A 19,596-nucleotide genomic window follows, 5' to 3' on the forward strand; every position below is an offset into this window, starting at 1 on the left:
TTGGTCATTCCATATCTAAAATGAGTTGTACAATATACCGTTTTACTAACTATTAAAATTTACCATGGCTTTGATGACCTTTGTTTTTGGATCTAGCCAAGAATCGAAGTTGGAAATCATATCGTTAAAACTTACTTGATGGGTTACAAAAGCGTTGGTTGGAAACTTATCGAGATTATTTATAACAAATTCAAAATCTTCTAAAGTCGCATTTCTACTGCACATAATAGTGGATTCTTTGGCATGGATTGATGGATGGCTAAAGGTCAATTCACCTTTTGACAATCCTACCAATATATACCTTCCGCCATGCGACATATAACTAATACCACCCTCTAAGGCTCTTTTATTTCCTGTAGCATCAAAAACAACTGCGGCCAAATCGCCATTGGTTATCTTTGACACTTCTTCAACGGCCGTTTCAGAAACTTTTACCGTATGCTTAACACCGATTTCATTTTTTACAAATTCCAATCTTGCTTCATCAACATCTAAAGCAATAACTTCGGCGCCCTTAATTTGAGCCAATTTCATTAAACCAATACCAATAGGCCCACAACCAATAACAACAATGGTTTCTCCTTTTAGTACATTGGCTCTTCGAATAGCATGTGCGCCAATAGCCAATGGTTCTACGATGGCCATTTCTTCATAGGAAAGATGGTTAGCAGGAAGTAGCAAATCTGTTCTTACGGCAATTTTTTCTTGCATGCCACCATCAGTATGCACTCCCAAAACTCTTATGTTGGTACAACAGTTGGTTTTTCCTTGTCGACAAGCAACACAGTTTCCACAACTGACATAGGGCATGACGATAACGCTATCGCCTACTTTTAAATTTTTAGGATTCTCACCAATTTCCAATATTTCGCCGGCTAACTCGTGTCCCAATATTCTTGGATAGGTAAAAAATGCTTGATTACCAGAATAAGCATGCAAATCTGTGCCGCAAATGCCTACTCTATGTATTTTTATAAGGGCTTGATTATCTTCTTTTACAGGGATTTCCTTTTCTTTTAAGGCAAACTTGTTTGGTTCTTCACAAACGATATATTTCATTTTTTTATTTCTTGGTTATCTAAATATGATTTCCCTTTCAATTTACGTGAAGTTTAAAGGGAGTTTTTATCCTAACTTTATCTAAAGTCACGATTTGTAAAATTAACTAAATTATTATGCAATGAACACAAAATTTACAAGAAATTCCCCAACTAATACAACCCTTTAAAAACGTAATGCTCATGGTTTTATGTTTTCTACAAAGGATACATTTTAACCCATTTGTTTAAAGTTATTTTTATATTTTGCATCAAATAAGCCAATATTTTAAACTAAGTTACTAAACTGATATGAAAAAAATTTTAACATCCCTACTCTTAATTTTTAGCTTTTATTCTTATGCTAATATTGAATTACCCTTGTTGTTTTCTGACAATATGGTTTTGCAACGTAATAAACCTATTCCTATTTGGGGCTGGGCAGATGCTAATGAGAAGATTGAGATTCGCTTCAACAGGCAAATTATAAAAACCAAGGCCGATAAAAATGGCAAATGGGAGGTTAATTTAAAGCCTGAAACTGCTGGCGGCCCTTATAGCATGTCTATCCAAGGGAAAAACCCCATAACCTTAAAGGATATTTTAGTGGGTGAAGTTTGGGTTTGCAGTGGCCAATCCAATATGGAGTTCACAGTTAGCCAATCCATGAATGCCCAACAAGAAATGAATGACGCAAACTATCCAATGATACGTCAGTTTTTGGTTGAAAATGACGTTGCTACAACTCCTAAACAAAAATTAAAAGGAGGTAAATGGGCTGTTTGCAATACTAATACCGTTGGCAATTTTTCGGCCGTAGGTTACTTTTTTGCTAAAAAAATATATAGTGAATTAAAAATCCCTATTGGCATAATACATACCTCTTGGGGCGGCACTTGCGTTGAAACTTGGACCAGCAAAGAAGCTTTTGAAAGCAGTGATGAATTTAAAGATATGATTGCAAATATGCCAGATATTAAGACCGATGCTATTTTAGAATTTCAAGTAAAATCTATTTTAGAAAAAGTAGAAAAAATTCAAGGTTCAAAAATAAGTATGGATAATGAAGGTGCCTTCAAAAATCCTGATTATGATGATATTAGTTGGCCAGAAATGAATGCTCCTGGTCTATGGGAAAGCCAAGCCTTAGGAAATTTGGATGGAATAGTTTGGATGCGTAAAACATTTACAATATCTAAAGATGATGCCAACAAAGAAGCCTTTTTAGAATTGGCAAAAATTGACGACATAGATATTACCTATATAAATGGTAAAGAAGTAGGGACAACTAATCTATATAATTTAAAAAGAGCCTATAAAATACCGACTGGTGTATTACAGGAAGGCATCAATACCATTGCCGTTAGAATTATTGATAACACGGGTGGCGGTGGCATTTACGGGGAAGCATCCGATTTAAAATTAACCACTCAGAATGACGTAATTACTTTAACTGGAGCATGGAAATACCAAGTGGTTGATGTTTTAACATCTATATCCCCAAACAGTTACCCATCATTATTATTCAATGCTATGGTTAATCCATTAATTCCATATGCCATTCAAGGTGTATTGTGGTATCAAGGAGAGGCTAATGCTGGAAGAGCAAAACAATACAAAAAAGCATTCCCGTTAATGATAGCAGATTGGAGACAAAAATGGAACCAAGGTGACTTTCCATTTTATTTTGTACAATTATCTACGTTTGATGAATTTGGAGGAAACAGTAATAAGGGAAGTAAATGGGCCGAACTTAGGGAAGCACAAACATATACTTTACAAACAGTTCCGAATACAGGTATGGCTGTGACAATAGACGTTGGAGATGCTAAAGATATTCATCCTACAAATAAACAAGATGTTGGAAAAAGGTTGGCTGCTATTGCGTTAAATAATGTTTACAAAAAAGATGTTGTTTTTAACGGCCCTACTTATAAATCGATGGAAATTAAAGACAATCAAATCATTTTAACTTTTGATAATATAGGAAGTGGTTTAATGACACCTGATAAATATGGTTATATAAAAGGATTTGAAATTGCTGGGACAGATAAAATCTTTCATTATGCTAAAGCATTTATAAGCAATAATAAAGTCATTGTTTATCATGATGAAATTAAAAACCCGGTTTCTGTTCGCTATGGATGGGCAGATGATGCTGGCGATTGCAATCTTTATAATGAAGAAAAATTTCCTGCTTCACCATTTAGAACAGATGATTGGAAAGGTATTACTGAAAATGAAAAATATCAATTTTAATAAGTAACTATTACAAAAAAAGCCAAGAATTTAATTCTTGGCTTTTTTGCTTTTACCTCTTATATTCACCATCAACAAGTCTCATTATTCCTAATGGATTTTCGGTTTTTAATTCTTCTGGCAATAAATGTTCAGGAAAATTTTGATAGCATATTGGACGCGTAAACCGATATATAGCAGCCGTACCGACAGAAGTGGACCGGCTGTTTGAAGTTGCTGGAAAAGGCCCTCCATGCACCATAGCATGGCACACTTCTACACCAGTAGGAAAGTTATTAATTATCAACCTACCAACCTTCTGTTCTAATATTTCGATTAAATCGGTATAATTATTTAAATCATTTTCAGTTCCAAAAAGTGTTGCCGTTAAATGGCCTTTCATTTTTTTTGCTGAAGCCAACAACTCTTCTTTAGAGTCTGCAATCACACTAATTGTTGATGGCCCGAAGTTTTCTTCTTCTAGGTAATCCCTTAAAATAAAACTTTTAGCTGTGGTTTCAAATAGATGGGCACTTCCTTTAAATCCTTCTATACTTGATTTGCCCTTAGCTAATAATTTCACTTCAAGTTTATTACTAGCCAAATGCTCAATACCGTTATCGAATGCCGATTTAATTCCTTTATTCAACATCGCTTTAGCTTCTGTTTCTTCAAAGTGTTTGGCCGTCTGCTTCTGAAAGTTTTGCAAGTTTTCATCGTTATTCAAAAAAACCAAGCCAGGGTTTGTACAAAATTGTCCTGCCCCAAGGGTTACAGAATCCGTTAATTCTTTAGCAATCTCTTCAGAACGCTCTTTTAATGCTTCAGGTAAAATAAAGACTGGGTTTGTACTTCCCATTTCAGAATAAACCGGAATAGGTTCTTTCCTGTTATTTGCAGCATTAAAAATAGCCATGCCACCTCTAGTAGATCCAGTAAATCCGATGGCCTTAATTTGTGGATGCATGACAATGGCCATTCCGACCTCAACAGAAGCCCCATGGACCATGGAGAAAACGCCTTTTGGCATATTGCTTTTTTCAGCTGCCTTATTTATTGCCATAGATACCAACTCACAAGTTCCAGGATGTGAAGGATGTCCTTTTACAACCACAGGGCATCCGCTTGCTAAAGCTGAAGCGGTATCTCCACCAGCAACTGAAAATGCCAATGGAAAATTGCTGGCCCCAAATATACCGACCGCCCCTAAAGGTTTTTGCATATAACGAAAATCAGATCTTGGTAAGGGTTCCCTATCTAGCAGAGGCGTATCTATTCTGGCATTCACCCAAGAACCTTCTCGTAAAACAGTCGCAAATAATTTTAATTGACCCATAGTTCTGGCACGTTCACTGACAATTCTACCTGCTGGCAAACCGGTTTCTGCAGAACAACGTTCTATTAAAACGTCTCCAAGATTTAAAATTTCATTAGCAATCGTATCTAAGAACAATGCTTTTTCTTTTCCGCTTTTTTTACGATAAATCGCGAATGCTTCATGTGCTTTTGATGCTGCTTCATTAACTTCATCTATTGTGGCTTCATAAAAAGTGGTTGGTAATTCGGAAGCATCCGAAGGATTGATACCTTTAAATGTTGTTTTTCCTTCTGATGAAATTGTGCCTGCTATATAATTCTTTCCTGTTAATTTCATTTTATAGGTTTTAAATTATTGATTCTTATTTGGATTTAATATCGCCCCACAACCATCGCAAGGCTTCTGGAAGCACACTGCCTCCATGTTTACCATTGTGAGCACCGGTTCCTGTCACGAAAATATAATCATAAGATTTGTATTCTAATGAGGATGCCATTTGCTGGTTGGCAAGCCACCAATTTCCGTGTTCATTATTTAAATCGTTAGAGCCATCTTGCAGATACACCTTAATATCTTTTTTAGGTGTTTTTCTAATCATGGCTTCATAATGATGTCCGCCACGGATGTTTGTAAAACTTCCAAAGTGGCTCATGACCTTACTAAAATAATCTGGTCGTTCCCAAGCTGCCGTAAAGGCACAAATACCCCCAGAAGACAATCCACAAATGGCTTTCATTTGTGGATTGGTGGAGATATTATATGTTTTGCTTAATTCAGGTATTAATTCTTCTATAAGAAACCGTGCATAGGCATCGGTAAGACTATCATATTCAATGCTTCGGTTACTCGCCCTAAAAGGGTTTTCGGGCAATTCTGAACTCATGTGACCTGGGTTTATAAATAACCCAATAATCACTGGTATGTCTTTTTTGTGGATGAGATTATCAAACACGATTGGCACTCTAAAATCGCCTGCTTCATTCACATAAGCATGGCCATCTTGAAAAACCATTAATGCAGCAGCTTCGTTGGGGTTATACTGCACAGGAATATACATGTAGTATTCCCTAATGGTGCCATCAAAAATGGTGCTCTTCCAGACTTGTTTTGTTACCATGCCTTTCGGAACACCATCATGCCGTTTAGAGTCTTCATTAAAACTATATTCACTTTCTTGTCCGAAACCCATGTTCAGAGTCAGGAGCAAAAAAACAAATACAGTTTTTATGGGTTTCATCTCACATAGTTGATTAAAGTTCCAATATGATCGATAGTAATTTGAATTTCATCACCACTTTGTAATGTAAACGCCGTTGTTGGTACAATACCAGTTCCTGTCATTAAAAAACTTCCGGTAGGGAAAGAACATTCTCTGTATAAATAAGACACCAAATCTTCAAACTTGCGTATGATTTTATTAATTTCTATTTTATCTTCAAAAACAACTTCTCCTTTTCTAAGGATTTTCATCGCAATTTTAGTATCGGTTGGAAGCGCTTCTTTTGTTAAAAACACACAGGGCCCTAAACCAGCACACGCATCAAATGTTTTTGCTTGTGGAAGGTATAAAGGATTTTCACCTTCAATACTTCTAGAACTCATATCATTACCAATGGTATAACCAATTATTTTACCAGAAGACGTAATAGCTAATGTTAATTCTGGTTCTGGCACATCCCAAGTAGAATCTTTTCTAATATTTACTTTTCCACCAGAAGGCACGGCTCTATTTACGGTTGCTTTAAAAAACAATTCTGGTCTGTCTGCATTATAAACACGCTCGTAATAATCGCCGCCGCCAGCACCTTTGCTTTCTTCCTGTCTTCCTAATTTACTATTGAAATAGGTAACGCCACTTGCCCATAATTCTTGGCTTTTCATTGGCACCAACAAATCATTTGCTAAAATATCTTGTGCGTTGTTAATTGGTGACCCTTTTCTAGCAATATCTTGCGCTTTATCATACAAATTGTCATTGTTAAAAAAATCATCCCAATTTTCATTTACTAAGTAAAATGAGTTTTCGGATTGAACTAAAATTCCTTTTGTAGTGTTGTAAATTTTCATTAGTCTATGTTTATTGTTTTAATTGTCGGATTAAAAAAATTCTTTTATAATTAGATGAATACTTAATTTAAAATCAAATAGGTTATAAATAATAATACAGCTGCTGAAGTTCCTAAAACGGCTGTTCCCAAACTATGAAGACGATAACCCGTTTTCACATCCATGCCTGATAATTGGGTAACTACCCAAAAGAAACTATCGTTAACATGTGAAATGACTGTAGAGCCAGCGCCAATGGCAATAACCACCATCGCTTTTTGCATTTCGGTCTCAAAACCTAAAGTTGACATCATAGGCGCCAAGATAGACGCTGTTGTTATCAAGGCCACTGTTGATGACCCTTGTGCTGTTTTAATAGCTGCAGCCAATAAAAATGGCAACCAAATACTTATATGAACGTTTGATAATGTTTCTCCTAAAGTAACGGCAATTCCTGAATCGCGTAATACTTGTCCAAAAATCCCACCGGCACCTGTAATCAATAAAATGGACGATGCATCAACTAAAGCTTTCCCAATCCACCCATCTGTTGAAAACATATTGGTTTCTAATTTTTTAGGAAGCGTTAAAGATAAAAAACATCCTATTAATAATGCCATAAAAGGCGCTCCCAAAAAGGTTAAAATTTTGATAAATATTGGAAAGGACTCATAATCTTCAGGTTTATAACCATATACAGACGACAATAATGAACTGATAACAATTAAAATGATAGGTACAAAAATAGGAATGAAAGATTTTAGGGCACTTGGTTTTGACTTTAATCGTTCTAATATTTCTTCATCAGATACATCAGGACTTGGGTCTATATAGGTTTTTGAAACATATTTATTGACAAAAATAAGACTGATTGCCAATGCCCCCAAACTGATAAAAATACCAAATAACATAACCAAACCTAAATCGGCTTTCAAATAATGAGCCGCCGCAATAGGCCCTGGTGTGGGTGGCACTAGCGTATGCGCTGCAGTTAAACCCAAGGCTAAAGCAATAGCCGAACCTGCTAATGAGATGCCTGCTTTTTTAGACAAGCTTTTATTTAAAGGAGATAGTAACATAAAGCCGCTATCCGCAAAAACGGGAATAGACACAAACCAGCCAATAATTCCCATGGCGAATGGAATTTTTTTCTTCCCAGTAAACTTTAATACTTTTTCCGCTAAGGCATAAGCGCCACCCGAATTTTCTAAAAAAGCACCAATAATAACCCCTAGAATGATAATCATGCCGATGCCGCCCATGGTATTGCCAAACCCATTATTAACAGAAGTAATAATTTGGTTTAAAGGCATTCCAGAAACGATTCCGTAAAGAATAGCCACTAAAAGCAATACTACAAATGGATGCACTTTTAATTTTGTGGTTAGCAAAATGATTAAGGCAACACTTCCTAATAAATAAATAACGACCATTTAGTTGTTGGTTAGTTGGTTGGTTTTTTAGTATGTTTAATACCCGTTGGGCGTAATTAACTAGAAACGTTTTTTGATTAAAAAGTTAATATAACTAGAAACTAAATGTCAGTCTGAGCGCAGTCGAAGACCTCGTAAACAAGCACTTCGACGCGCTCAGTGTGACAAATTTAACATCATTGACATTTATTCTAGTTAATTACACCCAACAGTTCTATTTAATGCAAATCTCTATCAACTTTAGAGCCTGAACCACCTACAAGCACATCTAAATCAGCTCCCAGTTCAGCACCTTCCACATGGTCTAAATAAATACGCACATAACCTCGTGTCGCCATAGGTTCTGGTGCTATCCAAGCTGCTTTTCGTTTGGCTATTTCTTCATCGGAGATATTAAGTTGTAACAATCTTTTCTCCACATCCAAGGTAATCATGTCGCCATTTTGAACAATGGCAAGCGTTCCTCCAATGGTTGATTCAGGAGATACGTGAAGTACCACCGTTCCATAAGCTGTTCCGCTCATACGTCCATCAGAAATACGAATCATATCCTTCACCCCTTTCATTATCAATTTTGAAGGTAAATCTACATTCCCCACTTCAGGCATTCCAGGATACCCTTTTGGACCTACACCTTTAAGTACAATCACACTATCTTCATCAATATCTAAATTCGGGTCATCGATTCTATGGTGATAATCTTCCATACTTTCAAAAACAACAGCTTTACCTGTATGGTTCATCAATCGTTTGGTTGCTGCCGAAGGCTTAATAACCGCACCGTTTTCACATAAATTTCCTTTTAAAACAGCAATTCCCGCATGTTTTTGCAACGGCTTGTCTATTTTGGCAATAACTTCTTCATTGTAGCATATCGCTTTCGCATAATTCTCCTTAAAGGTTTTTCCGTTTGCTGTGATGATGTCTTGGTGCAATAAATCGCCCAATTCTTTCATAACTACAGGCAAGCCTCCTGCATAAAAGAAATCTTCCATTAAGTATTTTCCTGATGGCATCAAATTAACCAACAAAGGTATTTGACTACCCACACTATCAAAATCCTCTAATTTTAAATCGACTCCAATACGGCGTGCAATGGCGATTAAGTGAATGATTAAATTGGTAGAACCACCAACAGCGGCATTGGTTACAATGGCGTTTTCAAATGCTTTTCTGGTAAGGATTTTAGATAAGGTTAAATCTTCTTTCACCATTTCTACAATACGACGACCAGATAATTGTTGCATCACTTTTTTACGGGAATCTGCCGCTGGAATGGATGAAAAGCCCGGAAGTGTTAAACCCAATGCTTCACACATCGTTCCCATAGTTGAAGCCGTTCCCATCGTGTTACAATGACCTATACTTCTAGCCGCACAAATTTCGGCTTCTTGCATCGCTTCCGCATCAAAATCTTGTGTCTTTTGTTTTTCTTTAATCATCCAGTTGAAAGAACCAGACCCAATGGTTTCACCTCTAAATCTGCCATTTAACATCGGCCCACCTGGCACTACAATGGTTGGTAAATCTACACTACACGCACCCATAACGGTGGATGGTGTTGTTTTATCACAGCCTGTTAAAAGCACAATACCATCTAGTGGATTGGCTCTAATAGATTCCTCAGTATCCATACTCGCCAAATTACGGAACAACATCGTGGTTGGTCTCATAATGGTTTCGCCTAAAGACATTACGGGGAATTCCAAAGGAAACCCACCCGCTTCAAGAATACCACGTTTTACAACCTCAGCAACGTCACGTAAATGGCCATTACATGGCGTTAAATCAGACCACGTATTGCAAATACCAATCACGGGCTTGCCTTCAAAATAATCATTTGGATACCCTTGGTTTCTTAACCATGAACGGTGTACAAACCCCATTTTATCATTGCCTCCAAACCATTCTTGGCTTCTTAATTTTTTTTTATCTTCACTCATAATACGTGTACAACAAATTTTGAAAAACTAGTGATTTATTTATTTTTTTTAATGTTTAAAATAGCATTTAAAGCAGGTTTAGGCTTTTTATTTCTATCATACAATAGCGGATAATTGGTTCTGCCAAAAATAGGATAATCATTTTTCCAAGACATCCCATCGTGTAAGCCCCATACCGTCACCCTATCAATTTTATCTCTTTTTCTGTAGAAGATTTCAAATAATTCGGCATATCTATTTGCTAATGCTTCTTCTTCCGCTACTGGAAGTCCGTGTTGATACGGGTCTAAATATGTTTTGAATTCTTCCAACTGAAACTGAGGATGCAACATCCCCGTACCAATAATTTGCCCTTCCTTCGTTAGTGGCAACACATCCACATCCAATTCGGTAATCATCACTTTCACGCCAAGCGACGCAAAAGAATCTATGGCAGCTTCAATATACTCGGTTTTTGGGTAATTCAATCCCCAATGCCCTTGAATACCAATACCATCAATTCTTATATTTTCCTTTTTTAACATTCTAACCATGCGCATAATCCCATCTCTTTTTTCTGGTCGCCATGCATTAAAATCGTTATAATATAATTCGGTATTTGGCGCATATTCACTAGCATACTTAAACGCATTTTTTATCAGTTCATCACCATTTCCAACGCTTTTTACCCAAGCCGTTTCGCTTCTGTAAGAACCATCATTATCAATAACTTCGTTCACCACATCCCAAGCCCGTACTTTACCCGCATATCTACCAGCAACGGTTTCTATATGTTGTCGCAAACGCTCTATTTGTGCTTCGGGTGTATTCGGATTTCCTTTGTCGTCATGAAAAAACCAAACAGGTGTTTGGTTATGCCATATTAAAGTATGACCCACAATAAACAAGTTGTTTTTTTGTCCGAATTCCACAAAATCATCGGCATCTTTAAAATTATAAACCCCAGGTTCTGGATTTACAACCTCAGCTTTCATCACATTTTCAGGCGTGATGCTATTAAATTGCTGTACAATGATGTTTTGGGATATAGAATCAAGTCCAGAAGACACCTCAACATTTAGCGCGCAACCCATTAAAAAGGCCTCTTTATAAGCTTCTTTTAAGGCTACTTGATTTTCGCTTGGTATCTCTTTTTTAGGGTTGGAACAACCAACTAAAATCAATACGGACGAACAAATCATCAAAAAGAATATGGAAATTTTCATAAAAGAGAAATTATCACAATAGATTTTGCGTAAATATAAAAAAATTAAATTCAAACGGTAGAAGTTTAAGCTTCAATAAAATTAAGCCAAACAAACCCTACATTTAAGTTTTCCATTGACTTAATAAGTAGAAAGTCAAAATATTGCTAAAAATAATTATGAAAAGTGAATTGTGTTAAAGGCATTGCAATTACAATCGTATTAAATAAGTCACTGCCATTAAAGCATAATGATATTTGTCAACAAAATAACCGGTTAGGGAAGCGGCAAAACCACTTCCCTTTGAGCTAAGGATATTGTGTATGTATTCATTGCTCACGGTTCTAAATTAATTAATCTGCATTTAGTTTTAGTACATTATCAGGTTGGTCTACAAGTAAGTTTGTCCAATAATCCACTTTTTGTTCGCTCCAATCTGGAAAGCGGACGTGCAACAATTCATGTACAATATCATCTTCCTGCAAAGGTCGGGTGTGGTAAATAACCCCTACCCGATTTGTGAAATCAATTTCTATTCCCACGAATTCATGACCAGGCATATCGCCTTTCAAATCATCTAGAACTTGCATTTCATCAATTGGTTCACATAGAATAATCCAATGATGAATGCCTAACAATGATTGCCACTTTTCAAGCGGGTTCGATACTTTTCGAACACTAATTTTGCTACATGTATTATTACTACTTAAGCCGTTCACCTTGCTCTTTGGATAATACTCGCCAACAGTCGTGGGTGCCGTTTGGGGATTTTGCAACTGCGAAGTAGCGGTTGTTTTTTTGCTGAATCCCGTATTCTTTCGATTCAAACTTTGATTTACTTTTTACGTCATAAAAACTTAATGATTCTTCCATAGTTTTAAATATTATGACCGATGGAACAAGCGATTTCCACTTGTCTTTCACGGTCTGGTTTAGATGCTTTATTACTCAATAATTTTTATATCTATGGATGTTCTGCTTTGCCATCCTGTTTGGTCTATTACTGAAAATTGGCAATGGTAATCTCCCGTGTCTATATCGTTTGGGATTGCTAAAGACACGTTTATTTCATAAGAGGTCTTTCCGCCTTCTATGCTATAGTTCTGCATAAATATTAATGGTTTGATAGCCTGTTTTATAGGGCCTAAAGTACATGGCGTTCCTTGGTCATCGTGGGTATGGTGATCAAAATTATGGTGGATATCCAAGCTATAGGAAGCCAGTTCTTTATTGTCCGTTACTTTTGCTTTAAAATTGTAGGTCTCCCCTTTTTGCAATTGCGTGCAAGCTTGAGGGAATCCACCAGCATAATTTATGGTAATGGTAGGTTTTTCTTCATCCTTATCCATGCTATCATCGCTAGAACAAGAAACGATGGGTAATAATAAAAATAGGCTGTAAATATATTTTAATGCTGTCTTCATTTTTTTGTTTTTAAACCGCATAGCTTCATAAAAAACTATGCGGCGTATTATGATTTGGTATTTTAACCTTAATGAATACTAAATGGAACAGATAGCTTAAAAGGTTGGCCTCCACCTGTTTCTTTCACATAAATGTTCAACCAATAATCTCCTACTGGAAAATCTGGATTTATAGCCATGTGCGTATGGATATGAGACTTGCTTTGATTTTCATAAAGATTTTTAGGAAGTGTTACTACAATATTATCCCAGCTACCAGCAGGCACATTTTGTCCATCTCGCCACTCTTCAAACCATAGTTCAAATTTCACCTCATCAACTTTATTATTTCCTGCATCATAATCAAATTCTATATGTAAATCGTCACTTCCTGCATCTACTTCATTGTCATGCCCAACCTCAACATTTGAGAAATTTTTAACAATCTCAAATTCTTTAGTTATGGAACTTTCAGAATTATCTTCTTCTATAACCGTAATTTTTAAACTATAAATTCCTTTTGCAGGTCTTAATGCTGGGGAAAGTAAATTGTTAGGGTCAAAATATATGTGATAATGTACATGCGGATTTATTTGCCCTTCATAATAATCTTCTGGAACCAAATGGTCTAACACTTGCCATCTTATCTCTCCACTACTAGGGTTGCTTACATTTACCGGTTTAATATCATAGTAGATTTTTTTCACCTTGCTATTTCCCGTGTAATCAAATACCGTATGCAAATCCACATTTAGTTGCGGCACTTTAAAATCAAGATTCCCAATTTCAATATTTTCAAATCTTTGCGGATTTATATCCGCATTTAAATCATCGTCGTCATTGCTACAAGAGAATAAAAAGAGCCCTAAAAAAGCGGCGACTGCTAAAAGTTTAAAATTTGTTTTCATAAAGTTTGTTTTCATTTTTTTGTTTTGATTGTTAATAATGTTTGTTTGTTAAAAAGATATGGTTAAGGACAAAGAGATGTTTCTCCCCGCTTCGGGAACATCAATAAGTCTGTAAAAACTGGTGTGATTGAAATATTTGGTATCTAACACATTATTCAGCTTTAAGCGTAATTGAGCGTTTGATTTCATCATGTTGAAATGACTCATTACAGACAGATTTAAAACCTGAAACCCTGCTGTTTTTTCTTCTGGCGGAACAATCTCATCTTGAGCAGCCGTTATCCTGTAATCCACGATGAGTTGCGGTTTTTCAAAGAATAAAAACTTTTTAAACTGATAGCTTGCGGAAAATAAGGTGGACAACGGCGGTGAAAAAGGCAATGTAAAGCCCTTTTTTGCACCACTTGTTTGTCTGGAATATACATACTCTACAGAGGCATCCAATTGTAGATCATGAAACACAGTGGTACTAGCTCTCACTTCACCGCCCATCCTAAAAACCTTGCTTTGGGTGTACTCATATATCTGCAAAGTTTCAAAGTAATTTGGGGTCGGGTTTAAATAGATGAAATTGTCAAATAGATTCACAAACGGACTTATCCCCACACTAAATTGTTTAACGGTATGGTCTATATCAATATCCAATTGATAGGTTTCTTCAGCATCTAAATCAAGATTGCCTCGCTCATAGCGATACATGTGATAGTTAACCCCATCGGAAGCCAATTCATTTGCCAAAGGCATTCTAAAGCTTTTGCCTATATTTATTTTATAGGTTGTATTATTTTGGATGTAACTTAATCCAACCGAAGCGCTCACGTTGCCAAAATCCAAACGCTTATCCTGTGCTCTTTGCAGATAGATAGAGGACATTGAACCATCTTCATTTATTCTGATGGAAGGATACCAATCAAAGTACGCTTTAGTATCTATAAACCCAAAGTCATAACGCAAACCCGCCTGAACATGTAAATTAGGATTGATTTCAAATTGGTTATAAGCAAATGCGCCAGCCGTAAAACGATTAAATTCTGGAATTAAAAACCCCCAACCATCAATAGTATTTTGCTGAAACTCCAAATTCACGCCCGACTGAATGATGTGTTCTTTATTCATTTGGAAAGCATCCCTGATATTTAAGGAAAAGGTATTCTTATGAAACTCCCGTTCTTTGCTATCGTTGGGTTTGGGCATATACCCATGCGGCACTGGCTCTGAATGTTCCTCACGGTGGTTATTTTGAAAACCAGTCTCCACATACCAGGTACGCCTATTGGCCGTGATAATCGTGTTGTTGGTAATTTTGAAATGATTCACTTTATGGTAGGGAAGATCAACATCTCTGGTTGAGCTATCGTAGTCAATTCTGGAGGTTCTCACTTCAAGACCGTGGGCATTCGCGAAAAATCCGTTCTTAGCATACACATTACTAAAAAAGGTTTCAGATTTTATATTATCTGCAATATACCCCACACTAAAGCTTGCGTTGGCCTCCATGCCAGCGGTGTTTCTTAAATGGTTTTCATGCAGTTCAAAAATGTAGTTTTCATAGTTTATCTTATCTGTCGGAACTTTATAATCACCATAATCACGAAAGGTTAACCGTCCTCTATAAAACCATTCTTCCTTTCTAGCTTGGATTCCTGTTGAAACTCCGAATAAATTATTATTAGTTTCTCCCAACAGATTCACTTCTCCACTAAATGAATTTTCTAAAGGAGCTGCGGAAGGTTTAATATTGACCACGCCAGCAATGGCATCAGACCCATATAATAAGGATGCAGACCCTTTTATGATTTGTATGGTTTCAATACCGTATTGATCAATTTCTAAACCATGGTCGCTCCCCCACTGTTGGGCTTCATGCTTTATGCCATTTTGAACCACGGCTACCCTGTTAAATCCGAGTCCTCTAATAACTGGCTTAGACTGTCCAGAACCAATATTTATGGCACTCACTCCAGGAATTTTACTCAAGGTTTGCATCAAGCTATTTTCCCTGTTGGCTTCCATAAACTCTTTGGATGCTTCCACGGTAACCAAAGGCTGTTCTTTTGCTAATTTCTCTTTGGTTTTCCCCAGTAATTCTACTTCTTCGAGTACGGTGTTAGATTCCTTTAAGGCAACTATCACTTTTTCGGAATTACCATTTACCTCTAAATCGAAAAATTCTGGCGTGTATCCCAAATGCGTTACTTTAAATGTATGAAACCCTTCACTTACATTTTTTAGCGTAAACGCCCCATCGTTTGATGACACCGCAAACAAGCCCTCCCCAATAATAGTAGCCCCAACAATAGGGCTTTGGGTTTGGGCATTTATAACGGTGCCTTTAATGGTAAAGGTTTTTTGCGCAAATGATAGCGAGCATAGGCTGAAACTTAGCCCTGCCCACAGTAATTTATGGAACATAATGAGATACTATAAGATTTGAATACTTGCCCGAAGACATGGGCCGTGATTTATCCTAAACATGGGATTATATGAGATTGAAATCAGTTGAAGCTCAAAACTTCTTACTGATGATACATCTATATCAGATTACAAGAAACAGATATAAACAACACACCTGTCTTGTCATTAAGCATTTGGTATTCAAATACTTTAAATGACTTATAACCTGATTGACCCAATCAATCTTAAATAATACATCTACAGGAAAAATTATAGAAAAAAAGGCGGAGGCCGGGAAAAGAGCTGATTTGAAACAATACTATTAGAGATAATAAAATTATAGGTTTTGCTTATTTCTCTTCTAACAATATATTCTGTATTTTCAATTATGAATTCCTGCAAATCGGGAGTAAGTGCCGGAGTTAAGTTATTTGCAATAACATGGTCACATATAGCACACTGCACAGCATGGCCCTTCTCATTTTCATGGGAAAGCGCATGAAGTCCCAGCATTTTCATTGAAAGAAAAAGAGCTAGGAGTAAAAAGGCCATACTATTTTTTAACCAACCATTTTTCATCACTTTTCTAATTGTTGAACGATTGTGCCGTTAATTCCATATTCACCATCGCCCCAGTCACATTGCCACTATTAACTGCAAACGAAACAGAGCGAAACCTATTGGTGCTATCACCACAGGCAAATACGCCTTCAATAGTTGTTTTATAAAAATCATCTACCCGAATATACCCTTGCTCTGTTATTTCACAGCCCAAATGCTTAGGAATATCAGAATGTTGTTCAAAAGGAATGCCAGCATACATGGCATCAAACGGTTCTGTTTTTTGGTCTTTAAATACAATGCGCTTTAGGTTTCCGTTTTCGTGAACTATTTCAGAAATCTCGGTAGTAACAATCTTAATGTTATGTTTTTTAAGTTTTTCCATTTGTTCTGAAGTGAAATCAGCTTCACCTCGCGTTAAAATGGTAATATCTTTAGTAAGGTTGTTTACCAATTGCGCCAAGTGATTTGCTTTCTCTCCATTTGCCATAATCGCCGTTTTCTGATTACGAAATTCATAGCCGTGGCAATACGGACAATGAATAACCGAAATGCCCCAACACTCTGAAAACCCTTTAATATTTGGCATGATGTCCTTTATTCCAGTTGCGAAAATCAACTTTTTAGCAATAAAAGATTTACCAGAAGCAGTTACTATTTCAAATCCTCCATCTTTTTTACCACCAGAAATGGCCATATCATTTAAAAAATGAACTGTTTTGTATTGTTCTACTTGCTGTTTTGCCACCGTCATTATTTCAAGAGGCGTTTTCCCGTCTTGGGTTAAAAAATTATGGGAATGTGGTGTTTGCTTATTACAAGGATTACCGCTATCAATAATTAAAACGTTTCTTAAGGAACGCCCTAATGACATCGCTGCTGAAAGCCCAGCATAGCTGCCTCCAATAATAATCACATCAAATTCTTTAATCTCCTTCATAACAATAACAACATAGTTAATTCATCAATTTTTATAGGCATTACAATATAAAGCCTTTCAATTTTTTGTCAAAAATAGTAATTAATTGTATTATTGCAACACAATCGCATTTATTTATTGCGATTATGTCGTATTAAAATGAAAAGAAGACAAACCGAATCTAAAATGGGCATTTTAAATGCTTTAAAAAAAGCAAACTCCGCTTTAAGCCATGATATGTTAGAAACGCTTATAGATACGCCTATTGACCGAGCCACCATCTATCGTGTTTTAAATAGTTTTTGTGAGGATGGTTTGGTTCATAAAACCCTTGGAGACGATGGGAAACAATACTTTGCACTTTGCGGTCATTGTGCGGAAAACGAACATGGACATAACCATACCCATTTTCACTTTCGTTGCTTAAATTGTGGAAAGGTAGAATGTTTAAAAAGCGATGTACACATTCCGCTGCCGACAGGATATACTTTTGAAAATTTCAATGGTTTTATTACAGGAAGATGCTCTATATGCATCTAATTTCTTAAAATTTAAAACTTTTAATTACACTTTCAAAAATTCCTAAAACAAAAAAAGCTCCTTGTTTCCAAGAAGCTTTCTGTTTAGTACGGGCGGGGAGACTCGAACTCCCACACCTCGCGGCACTAGATCCTAAGTCTAGCGTGTCTACCAATTCCACCACGCCCGCAAAAGGACTGCAAATATAATCAAGATTTTTAAATGGCAAACTTCTAAGATTAAAAAACATTCTTTTTTTATACTTTTGAAAAAATGAATTTTATAAACATCATGAACCAGATTCAATCTTACATAAACCAACACAAAGACCGATTTATAAACGAACTTTTCGAACTTTTAAAAATACCATCGATAAGTGCCGATTCCGCTTATAAAAACGATTTACTAAAAACTGCCGAAGCCGTAAAAATAAGTTTAGAAAAAGCAGGGTGTGATACCGTTGAAATATGTAAAACAGATGGCAACCCTATTGTTTATGGCGAAAAAATAATTGATAGTAACTTACCTACGGTTTTAGTTTACGGACATTACGATGTACAACCAGCAGATCCTTTAGATTTATGGGATTCACCCCCTTTTGAACCCATCATAAAGAAAACGGATTTACACCCTGATGGTGCTATTTTTGGAAGAGGTTCTTGTGATGATAAAGGGCAAATGTATATGCATGTGAAAGCTTTGGAATTCATGGTAAAAACCAATCAATTACCTTGTAACGTAAAATTTATGATTGAAGGCGAAGAAGAAGTTGGAAGTCCAAATCTGGCCGTTTTCGTGAAAAACAATCAAGAAAAATTAAAGAATGACGTGATTCTTATTTCCGATACTGGGATGATTGCCAATGACATTCCTTCTATCACTACGGGCTTACGCGGACTGAGTTATGTAGAAGTAGAAGTTACAGGCCCCAACCGTGATTTACATTCTGGGTTATACGGTGGTGCCGTGGCAAACCCTATCAATATTTTAACAAAAATGATTGCATCGCTTCATGATGAAAACAATCACATCACCATCCCTGGGTTTTATGACAAAGTTGAAGAACTTTCAAAAGAAGAACGTGCCGAGATGGCAAAAGCGCCCTTCAACTTAGAAAACTATAAAAAAGCCTTGGATATTGAAGCCGTTTATGGGGAAACTGGTTATACCACCAATGAACGAAACTCAATTAGGCCTACTTTAGATGTGAATGGTATTTGGGGTGGTTATACAGGTGAAGGTGCCAAAACGGTTATTGTCAGTAAAGCCTATGCAAAAATATCCATGCGATTAGTCCCGCATCAAGATTGGATTGAAATCACCGAATTATTTACCAAACATTTCACCAACATGGCTCCAGAAGGTGTAAAGGTAAACGTAAAACCGCATCATGGCGGACAAGGTTATGTGACGCCTATTGACAGCATTGGCTACCAAGCGGCAAGCAAAGCTTATCAAGATACATTTGGAAAAACACCTATTCCACAACGCAGTGGCGGAAGTATTCCTATTGTATCGCTTTTTGAACAAGAATTAAAAAGCAAAACCATTTTAATGGGCTTTGGTCTGGATAGCGATGCCATACACTCACCAAACGAGCATTTTGGTGTTTTTAATTATTTAAAAGGCATTGAAACCATTCCGTTGTTTTATAAGTATTTTACGGAGCTTTCTAAATAAATTTTGGTTTGTA

At 36.5% G+C, this 19,596-nt stretch carries 17 protein-coding genes and 1 tRNA gene; 3 read left to right on the top strand and 15 right to left on the bottom strand.

What is annotated here, in order from left to right:
• Positions 1 to 45: 45 nt before the first annotated feature.
• Positions 46 to 1,059 carry a zinc-binding alcohol dehydrogenase family protein gene (locus CDH50_RS01445; protein WP_100610106.1) on the bottom strand — a complete coding sequence of 338 codons (1,014 nt, stop codon included), beginning with the start codon at positions 1,057 to 1,059 and terminating at the stop codon, positions 46 to 48.
• Positions 1,060 to 1,349: 290 nt separating this feature from the next.
• Here CDH50_RS01445 and CDH50_RS01450 point away from each other — a divergent pair, with 290 nt between their 5' ends.
• Positions 1,350 to 3,296, top strand: coding sequence for a sialate O-acetylesterase (locus CDH50_RS01450; RefSeq protein WP_100610107.1), 1,947 nt, complete (start codon positions 1,350 to 1,352; stop codon positions 3,294 to 3,296).
• Positions 3,297 to 3,348: 52 nt separating this feature from the next.
• Here CDH50_RS01450 and CDH50_RS01455 read toward each other — a convergent pair whose 3' ends face one another.
• The 13 genes from CDH50_RS01455 to CDH50_RS01510 all read right to left on the bottom strand — a co-directional run bounded on the left by CDH50_RS01455 (position 3,349) and on the right by CDH50_RS01510 (position 17,405).
• Positions 3,349 to 4,929: an aldehyde dehydrogenase (NADP(+)) gene (locus tag CDH50_RS01455; protein ID WP_100610108.1), complete on the bottom strand. Its 1,581-nt coding sequence runs from the start codon at positions 4,927 to 4,929 to the stop codon at positions 3,349 to 3,351.
• A gap of 25 nt (positions 4,930 to 4,954) precedes the next feature.
• Positions 4,955 to 5,830, bottom strand: coding sequence for an alpha/beta hydrolase (locus CDH50_RS01460; RefSeq protein ID WP_100610109.1), 876 nt, complete (start codon positions 5,828 to 5,830; stop codon positions 4,955 to 4,957).
• Positions 5,827 to 6,660, bottom strand: a complete 834-nt coding sequence (locus tag CDH50_RS01465; RefSeq protein ID WP_100610110.1) for a fumarylacetoacetate hydrolase family protein — start codon at positions 6,658 to 6,660, stop codon at positions 5,827 to 5,829. Before CDH50_RS01465 ends, CDH50_RS01460 begins: the two co-directional genes overlap by 4 nt.
• A 62-nt stretch (positions 6,661 to 6,722) precedes the next feature.
• Positions 6,723 to 8,072: a GntP family permease gene (locus CDH50_RS01470; RefSeq protein ID WP_100610111.1), complete on the bottom strand. Its 1,350-nt coding sequence runs from the start codon at positions 8,070 to 8,072 to the stop codon at positions 6,723 to 6,725.
• A 218-nt stretch (positions 8,073 to 8,290) separates the two neighbouring features.
• Positions 8,291 to 10,015, bottom strand: a complete 1,725-nt coding sequence (locus CDH50_RS01475) for an IlvD/Edd family dehydratase (RefSeq protein ID WP_100610112.1) — start codon at positions 10,013 to 10,015, stop codon at positions 8,291 to 8,293.
• A 35-nt stretch (positions 10,016 to 10,050) separates the two neighbouring features.
• Entirely contained in the window at positions 10,051 to 11,220 is a 1,170-nt protein-coding gene (locus CDH50_RS01480; protein WP_198513416.1) for an endo-1,4-beta-xylanase, read from the bottom strand.
• A gap of 332 nt (positions 11,221 to 11,552) precedes the next feature.
• Positions 11,553 to 11,789 (bottom strand): hypothetical protein, encoded by a 237-nt coding sequence (locus CDH50_RS15070; protein ID WP_157804919.1) that lies wholly within the window; start codon positions 11,787 to 11,789, stop codon positions 11,553 to 11,555.
• Between the two features lie 112 nt (positions 11,790 to 11,901).
• Entirely contained in the window at positions 11,902 to 12,072 is a 171-nt protein-coding gene (locus CDH50_RS15075) for a hypothetical protein (protein WP_157804920.1), read from the bottom strand.
• Between the two features lie 71 nt (positions 12,073 to 12,143).
• Positions 12,144 to 12,623, bottom strand: a complete 480-nt coding sequence (locus tag CDH50_RS01490) for a DUF4625 domain-containing protein (protein WP_100610114.1) — start codon at positions 12,621 to 12,623, stop codon at positions 12,144 to 12,146.
• 68 nt (positions 12,624 to 12,691) lie between these two features.
• Complete coding sequence (locus CDH50_RS01495; protein WP_157804921.1) at positions 12,692 to 13,510, bottom strand: hypothetical protein; 819 nt, start codon at positions 13,508 to 13,510, stop codon at positions 12,692 to 12,694.
• Positions 13,511 to 13,558: 48 nt separating this feature from the next.
• Positions 13,559 to 15,922, bottom strand: coding sequence for a TonB-dependent receptor (locus tag CDH50_RS01500; RefSeq protein ID WP_100610116.1), 2,364 nt, complete (start codon positions 15,920 to 15,922; stop codon positions 13,559 to 13,561).
• 252 nt (positions 15,923 to 16,174) lie between these two features.
• Positions 16,175 to 16,486 (bottom strand): hypothetical protein, encoded by a 312-nt coding sequence (locus CDH50_RS01505; RefSeq protein WP_157804922.1) that lies wholly within the window; start codon positions 16,484 to 16,486, stop codon positions 16,175 to 16,177.
• A 4-nt stretch (positions 16,487 to 16,490) separates the two neighbouring features.
• The gene (locus CDH50_RS01510; protein WP_100610118.1) at positions 16,491 to 17,405 is read right to left on the bottom strand and encodes an NAD(P)/FAD-dependent oxidoreductase; all 915 of its coding nucleotides are present in this window, start codon (positions 17,403 to 17,405) and stop codon (positions 16,491 to 16,493) included.
• Positions 17,406 to 17,543: 138 nt separating this feature from the next.
• Here CDH50_RS01510 and CDH50_RS01515 point away from each other — a divergent pair, with 138 nt between their 5' ends.
• Positions 17,544 to 17,924, top strand: a complete 381-nt coding sequence (locus CDH50_RS01515) for a Fur family transcriptional regulator (RefSeq protein WP_100610119.1) — start codon at positions 17,544 to 17,546, stop codon at positions 17,922 to 17,924.
• Positions 17,925 to 18,011: 87 nt separating this feature from the next.
• On the opposite strand, the gene CDH50_RS01520 is transcribed toward CDH50_RS01515, so the two are convergent.
• Positions 18,012 to 18,093, bottom strand: a tRNA-Leu gene (locus CDH50_RS01520).
• A 101-nt stretch (positions 18,094 to 18,194) separates the two neighbouring features.
• Between CDH50_RS01520 and CDH50_RS01525 the strand changes: the two genes are divergently transcribed.
• Complete coding sequence (locus tag CDH50_RS01525; RefSeq protein ID WP_100610570.1) at positions 18,195 to 19,583, top strand: dipeptidase; 1,389 nt, start codon at positions 18,195 to 18,197, stop codon at positions 19,581 to 19,583.
• Positions 19,584 to 19,596: the final 13 nt, after the last annotated feature.

This window comes from Confluentibacter lentus, from assembly GCF_002806995.1.
Taxonomy (GTDB): domain Bacteria; phylum Bacteroidota; class Bacteroidia; order Flavobacteriales; family Flavobacteriaceae; genus Confluentibacter; species Confluentibacter lentus.